Source organism: Soehngenia sp. (genome assembly GCF_055108775.1).
This window is the reverse complement of the sequence record NZ_JBSQIL010000082.1, coordinates 1-7,038: the sequence shown is the minus strand read 5'-3', so window position 1 is coordinate 7,038 and position 7,038 is coordinate 1. Positions and strand designations below refer to the sequence as shown.

Genomic DNA, 7,038 nt, shown 5'->3' with positions numbered 1-7,038 from the left:
CGCCGTGACAAATGGTGCGGGCTCAGGCTGGAATCGACAAAGTCGACCGCTATCAATAACTGCTTCTTCAATATCACTTAATGAAGCAACACCAGTAGACATAATCATAGGCTTACCCTTTGAAGCAATGTATTCAATCAATGGAATATCCATAATCTCAAAAGAAGCTACTTTATACACTGGAACTTCTAACTCTTCTAGGAAATCGACTGCAGTCCTATCGAATGGAGTTGAAAAGAAGATGAGTCCTATACTCTTCGCATACTCCATCAATTCTTTTTGCCACTCCCAAGGAGTATAAGCCTCGCTATATAAATCATAAAGCGTACGTCCATCCCAGATAGTACCACTATCTAGCTTAAAATATTCATTATCACAGTCAATGGTTAAAGTATCTGCTGTATATGTTTGCACTTTAATAGCGTCAGCACCTGATTCTTTAGCCGCTTTTATTGTTTTTTTAGCGATATTGATGTCATGTCCATGATTAGCTGATAACTCAGCAATAATAAACGTCTTGCTGTTATTATCAATTGTAAAATCTCCAATTGTTATCGACATAATTTTCCTCCATTCTAATCTACGACTCTGTAATCTTCAACCCTAAGTGTATGATCTTTGCATCGAACATAGTAACGATTATCCATCTCTTTTATCACACCAATTTCCGAGTCGAAATCATTAATTTCATGTATAGCAATTCTATTAATAATAATTTTTCTACCATCAAGTAAATAATAATATGCTCCGGGGTATGGCTCGGCTTGAGCCCTTACAAAATTAATAACTTCACTTGCCTTCTTTCTAAAATCAATATAACCCATGTCGGGAGTTCGTTTACCATAGTAACTTGCAAATTTATCATCTTGCTTAGTAAGGTCACTTCCAATAATAAGTTTTTCTATTGAATCAATCAGAAGTGTTGGATATTCTGACTCAAATTTTTTTAATAAAGAATATCCAGTGTCTTCAGGTTCAATTGGAATTACTTTTTGCGATATTATATCACCTGTATCTACCGATTCTTCAATCAAATGGCATGTGATTCCACTTTCAGTTTCACCGTTTATTATGCTCCAGACATGTGGTGTGCGTCCCCTATATTTGGGCAGTAAAGATCCATGAATATTGAGCGCAAAATCAGCCAAAGTAAATATTTCTTTTGGAATGATGTACCTATAATTAACACTGATTAGAAAGTCAGGACTTATACTTTTAATTTGCTCAGTTAAGTCTCTCAGATTTTTTCTTGCATCTACATAACTGTATTCTATTCCTGCACTTTGTGCAAATGTATCTACACTATTGACCTCATTTTCTCTATGGGTCATGACATATTTAATTTGATACCCATTTTCAAGTATTGCTTTCATGCAGTCTCTGCCGAGTTTCCCAAAACCACAGAATATAACTTTCTTCATTTTTTCACCTACAAATCTTCCAATAGTTTATCAATGATTCTTTTTGCTCCGTATCCATCTATAAGACCTTCATAAGCTTTGTTTTGCTCTTGTCTATAACCACTCGCATCATAGATATCCAAAGCATCGAATATGCGTTCTACTAAATTATTATCATCATGTTTTAGAACAATCTGATTCGGATTGTATTTTAATAATGATCTAATGTTGTTTTCTTGATTCTCAATAATCTGAATTGGGATAAATGGTGTTTGTGTAGCCAATAACTCATAAATTGTTTGACCAGCAGCTGTAATAGCCAAATCACAATTTATCATTAGATTAAACATTTCAGTTGCATCAATATTATAGTGAATAGCAACATTCTTAAATCCTAAATATTGCTCATAAAAATCAGCTGTCTCTTTAGAACCAATCACAATATCAAATTCAATATCTTCTAGCTTCTTACAGACATTATTAATAAGAAGAGGTGTTAATTCCCTTACATCAGTTCCACCCATTGTAATAAGAATTCTTTTTAAGCCATTTAAAGCAGTTTTTCTTTTTATACCTACAAAAGGTGGCCTTACAATGACGTAATCTGGACCTGATAAAAGAATGTTATTGGGGGAATTTGAATAGTCAATACTGCTTGAATCTAAAGATGGGTTCACAATGATTCCCTCTGGATAATCTAATCTACCAATATCGTCAATGAACATTGCTTGATTTGAAAGTTTGACAATAGAATCATAGACTGCTTTTTCTGCCTTGTATGAATCAATGATTATATAATCATCTGCAGTTATATAATTATGCAAAAATTCTCCTTGAAGCCAGTTCTCATTCTTGAATGTTATTCCACGCAAAAAATCAACACTGCTCACATCACCATTAATTATAAAATCAGTTAAAATCTCTCTCTTTGTAACTTCAGCATAAAGTGACATACATCTTGAGATATGTCCTAATCCTATGTTCTTTCCACCTTCAGTTAAAATTATAACTTTCATCAATATCAATCCTATTTACTTGATTTTTTTCTGCTCAATGTGAGCATTTATTTCATAAAGTTCTGGTTTCCTCTCAAATAATCTTATGATATCATTCATATAAAAATCATGAGGACCATGGTATAAGTTATCGTATATCTCTTCAATTAATTCAAAGTCTTCTTCAGTATCAAGAGTCCATCTATACTTTGAATAATCAGTTTTGTTTTTGTAATAGAAGACATTATTTGATGTTTCATAAATATATGGTGTAACATGCTCTCTCTGATATTTTTCAATAGCATTGTAATATGCTTTTTCTAATAAATTAAATGAAAACACTTCGACATCTAATCCTCGTGGGAAGGTGCGGTTTGTTAAATCAATACCAGCATTGGTAACAATATCAAAGTCATGTTCTTTGTAAAATCCTATAATTTCATCTACAATCATTGGATCAATTAAAGGACAATCGGACGTGATTCTTACAACTACTTCAATTTGATTTCCTTTAGCTGCATAATAATATCTTGATAAAACGTCATCTTCACTTCCTCTAAAAACTTTTGCACCACATCTTAAAGCCTCATTCTCTATTACTGTGTCTCTTTCATTAGTTGTTGTCGCAATTATTATTTCATCAATTAATTTAGACTGCTTAACTCTTTCTATAACATGTTCTAATACAGTTTTACCTTGTATATTTTTCATAACCTTTTCAGGGAGTCTAGTTGAACCCATTCTTGCCTGAATAATTGCGCCTATTTTCATATTCTTCCCTACTTTCGATAATAATCAATTACTTTTTTCACGGCTGCCACAACATCATACACATCTGCATTAGACATACTTGGAAACAGGGGCAAAGTTATCATGTTTTCGTACAGTTCTTCTGCATTAGGACATATACCCTTTACATATCCTAAGTCTCTGTAATAAGGATGAAGATAAACAGGAAGGTAATGAACGTTAACACCAATATTCTCCGCTTGTAAAGCTTCAAAGATTTCTTTCCGAGTTACAGTTAACAACTCAGGCTTAACTTTAATCACATAAATGTGCCAGCCTGAATTAGAAAACTCAGCCTCAAATGGAGTCACAATTTCTTTTATATCCTTGAATGCATCATTATATATTTTAACAATTTCTCTTCGTCGAGCTAAAAAATCGTCAATTTTACTCATTTGACTTATTCCAAGTGCACTTTGAATATCTGTCAATCGATAATTGTATCCAAGATATTGTTGCTCATAATACCATGGCCCATGATTATCATTAAATCTCTCTTTATCTCTTGTGATTCCGTGGGTTCTAAAAATCATCATCTTATTGTATAAATATTCACTATTTGTAGTTACAATTCCACCTTCACCAGTAGTTATAGGTTTTACTGGATGAAAGCTGAATTCAACCATGTCTGCCTGACCCCCAACTTTTCTTCCTTTATATTCGCTACCTAATGCGTGAGCAGCATCTTCTATTATGATTAAATCGTGTTTATCAGCAATTTCTTTAATTCTATCCATGTCAACTGATTGGCCCGAAAAATCTACTGGAATAATTGCTTTAGTCTTATAAGTGATTTTTTCTTCAATTTTATACGGATCAATATTATAAGTCATTGAATCAATGTCTACAAAAACTGGAGTTCCACCACAGTAAAGTACGGCATTAGCTGATGCAGCAAATGTCATCGGACTAACTATGACTTCGTCGCCTTCCTTTATTCCGGCTGCAAAACAAGCCATATGAAGAGCAGCAGTACCGTTTGAAACTGCAACAGCATATTTAGCGCCTACATAGTCAGCTACTAATTCTTCAAATTCTTTTACAAAAGGTCCCGTAGTTAAATAATCACTTTTTAATACATTAACAACTGCCTGAATATCTGATTCATCTACAGTTTGTTTACCGTATGGCAAATAGGTATCTCTTATTGGTTTACCACCAAATATAGCAAGTTTATCCACAATAATTCCTCCAATTTACAAACCTAGCTCTTCTATCTTTTTTCTTAAAGTTTCTACATCTAACCAATCAGAATTTGTCCCTGAATTATATTCCCAGCCTTCTTCTATTAAAGTGCCTCCTTCTTTAAAGTAATGATCCTTTGACCACCAAATGTAATTTGGATAAATTATATAGTGATCACCGTAATCGTATGTGCTCCTAGAATCATCACTAGTTATCATAACCTCATGAAGTTTTTCGCCTTCTCTGATCCCAACAATTTTAATCTTGCCCCCTGGATTCATAGCAGCAGCAATATCAGTGATCTTATAAGAAGGATTTTTAAATACATATGTTTCTCCACCTTTAGATTCTTCTAAAGCTTTTATGACTAAATCAGCTGCATCGTCAAGAGTCATCCAGAATCTTGTCATTCTTGGGTCTGTAATTGGTAGTTCTGTAGCTCCGTTATTAAGTAGTTCTCTGAAGAAAGGGATTACAGATCCTCTACTCCCTGAAACATTGCCATACCTGACAACAGAAAATACAGTACCTTCTCCTCCACGATATGAGTTTGCTGAGACAAATAATTTGTCTGAAACCAACTTTGTTGCTCCATACAAATTAATAGGATTAACTGCTTTATCTGTTGATAAGGCAACAACTTTTTTTACATCACAATCTAATGCTACATCGACTATATTCTGTGCTCCGTGAATATTTGTTTTTATAGCTTCAAATGGATTATATTCGCATGTAGGAACTTGTTTCATAGCTGCTGCATGAATTACATAATCTACATCTTTAAAGGCACGGTACATCCTATCTTTATCCCGAACATCGCCGATAAAAAACCTTAATTTTGAAATTAAATCTGGATATCTATATGCAAATTCATTTCTCATCATATCTTGCTTATATTCATCTCTAGAATAAATTATAATTTTTTTAACGTCATATCTCTCCAATAAAATCTCTGTAAATTTTTTTCCAAACGAACCAGTTCCTCCAGTAATTAACACCGTTTTTCCTTCTAACAAATTTATCACCCGCTTACAATTTTAAATTCAAGTAAAATGAATAATCATTATTAAGAACATAATTACCATATTTATTTTTATACTTATGTATTTATTATATCGTATTTTTTATAATATATTAAATATATAGAACTTCCAACTTATTAATTAAAATAAATCAACGTTTTTCATTTTATCTATTTTGTGCCCTATTTATTCTATGTTACCTTTCCCCTATTGGTATTAATTAAAAATGAGTTCCTATATATATATCAAAAATTACTCCTCGAAATTTTTGTTATAGAATTAATAGTAAAAATAATCTCATAAAAGCCTTTACTTCAATAGCTTTTTTAAGTACTATCTAAATAGCATTACATCAGATCATCTCTCTTACTAATATAATCCCTTGTGCTTTTGTGTCGGCATGTTAACTGGCTTTCTGTGAACACTTCTTTTAACATCCCTGTTGCCATATTTATTTGGTACTACATGATGTGAATCTTGTTTTCCCATTCAAAGCCTCCTATAATTTGAGATATGTGCTTCCCTTATCATTGTCTCCTTTACACTAATATTCATCTTTTTCTCAATGCTCAATGTACGCTAATCCGCTAAAACAATTTCAATATGCAATTTTATAAAGACCTTATTGTCAACTACTAATGCTATCTTTTCTTCACTATATCTTCTTACCAATGTAACAACTCCATTCTTAAAACTACTAATCAGTAATTTAAATATATTTCATCAATTTAATCTAAAATTCTGTAATTAATGAAAATAATCTCATAATAGGTCCGTTATTATTTGCTTCTAAAATCTCTCTTATTTTATTATATGCATTTTTTATGAGAAATATTTTAATACATCTTTTATGTTTTCTATTTATAAATATAAAATCTACTCTTAATACATACGGCTGATAATAGCAATCTATGATAATTACATTCAATTTATCATTACTTCATAGGTTTCTTAAAGCAATGGAAATTCATCTAAAAAACATCCAAGTAATTTACTTGGATGTTTACCTATTGAACACACCAACACTATCCCAACTAATATATCATTTCATGTTATCTCCGTTTTGATTATTTTTGATAATTTCTTTGAAGTAAGGAGATATAACTGATGAAAGAATACGTTTAATTAAAGCTTACAAATGTAGCTTATTTATAATTGCCTCAAGTGGTTTTTTAAGATAAAGTTAGTTTTAAAGTAAATACTCATTTCTTTAATCGCTTTGGCAACTCTCTAGTGATTGTCAGTGCAGGTGCAGTTGCTATTACTACCCTAAAAAAATCTGATAATTTTTTCCTCTTGCATAATTACATCCCATCCTTACCCAAACAGCACTTCTTATATTTCTTCCCACTTCCACAAGGGCATGGCTCATTTCTACCAACCTTTTCTTTTTTAACACTCTCACCAAACTTAAATGGTTTATCATAAAGTGACCTTAAATGTGGCTTCTCATACTTTTTAAATATCTCATTTGGTGTATGCCCGTTATTCTCCCAAATCCTTGTGTTGTTTGCAAGTTCTATAACAAGTTGCAGTACCTCGTTGACCTGCTTCTCATCTTTAAAGGAAACATTTCTAACATTAAATAAGTCAAATATATCTCTTGGAGAGAAATCGTGTGCACAATAACCCTGTATATCTTCAACA

The 7,038-nt window shown here is 32.1% G+C and carries 7 protein-coding genes; all 7 read right to left on the bottom strand.

Annotation, left to right across the window (positions count from 1 at the left end):
* On the bottom strand, nucleotides 1–561 hold a 561-nt coding region (locus ACTB1H_RS08660), incomplete at its 3' end, for an N-acetylneuraminate synthase family protein (protein WP_463262445.1).
* A gap of 14 nt (nucleotides 562–575) precedes the next feature.
* Nucleotides 576–1,421 (bottom strand): methionyl-tRNA formyltransferase, encoded by an 846-nt coding sequence (locus ACTB1H_RS08655; protein WP_463262444.1) that lies wholly within the window; start codon nucleotides 1,419–1,421, stop codon nucleotides 576–578.
* Nucleotides 1,422–1,429: 8 nt separating this feature from the next.
* A complete protein-coding gene (locus ACTB1H_RS08650; protein WP_463262443.1) occupies nucleotides 1,430–2,416 on the bottom strand; it encodes a PseG/SpsG family protein in 987 nt (328 codons plus the stop codon).
* A gap of 15 nt (nucleotides 2,417–2,431) precedes the next feature.
* Complete coding sequence (locus ACTB1H_RS08645) at nucleotides 2,432–3,166, bottom strand: cytidylyltransferase domain-containing protein (RefSeq protein ID WP_463262442.1); 735 nt, start codon at nucleotides 3,164–3,166, stop codon at nucleotides 2,432–2,434.
* An 8-nt stretch (nucleotides 3,167–3,174) separates the two neighbouring features.
* Nucleotides 3,175–4,365 carry a UDP-4-amino-4,6-dideoxy-N-acetyl-beta-L-altrosamine transaminase gene (gene pseC, locus ACTB1H_RS08640; protein ID WP_463262441.1) on the bottom strand — a complete coding sequence of 397 codons (1,191 nt, stop codon included), beginning with the start codon at nucleotides 4,363–4,365 and terminating at the stop codon, nucleotides 3,175–3,177.
* Between the two features lie 15 nt (nucleotides 4,366–4,380).
* Nucleotides 4,381–5,385, bottom strand: a complete 1,005-nt coding sequence (pseB, locus tag ACTB1H_RS08635; protein ID WP_463262440.1) for a UDP-N-acetylglucosamine 4,6-dehydratase (inverting) — start codon at nucleotides 5,383–5,385, stop codon at nucleotides 4,381–4,383.
* Nucleotides 5,386–6,695: 1,310 nt separating this feature from the next.
* Nucleotides 6,696–7,038, bottom strand: a 343-nt coding sequence (locus ACTB1H_RS08630; protein ID WP_463262439.1) for an SEC-C metal-binding domain-containing protein, incomplete at its 5' end; no start/stop codon positions are given.

What these genes read in the sequence shown, in the direction of transcription:
- ACTB1H_RS08655 (WP_463262444.1), bottom strand. Translation starts at nt 1,421, where the DNA reads ATGAAGAAAGTTATATTCTGTGGTTTTGGGAAACTCGGCAGAGACTGC.
- ACTB1H_RS08650 (WP_463262443.1), bottom strand. Translation starts at nt 2,416, where the DNA reads ATGAAAGTTATAATTTTAACTGAAGGTGGAAAGAACATAGGATTAGGA.
- ACTB1H_RS08645 (WP_463262442.1), bottom strand. Translation starts at nt 3,166, where the DNA reads ATGAAAATAGGCGCAATTATTCAGGCAAGAATGGGTTCAACTAGACTC.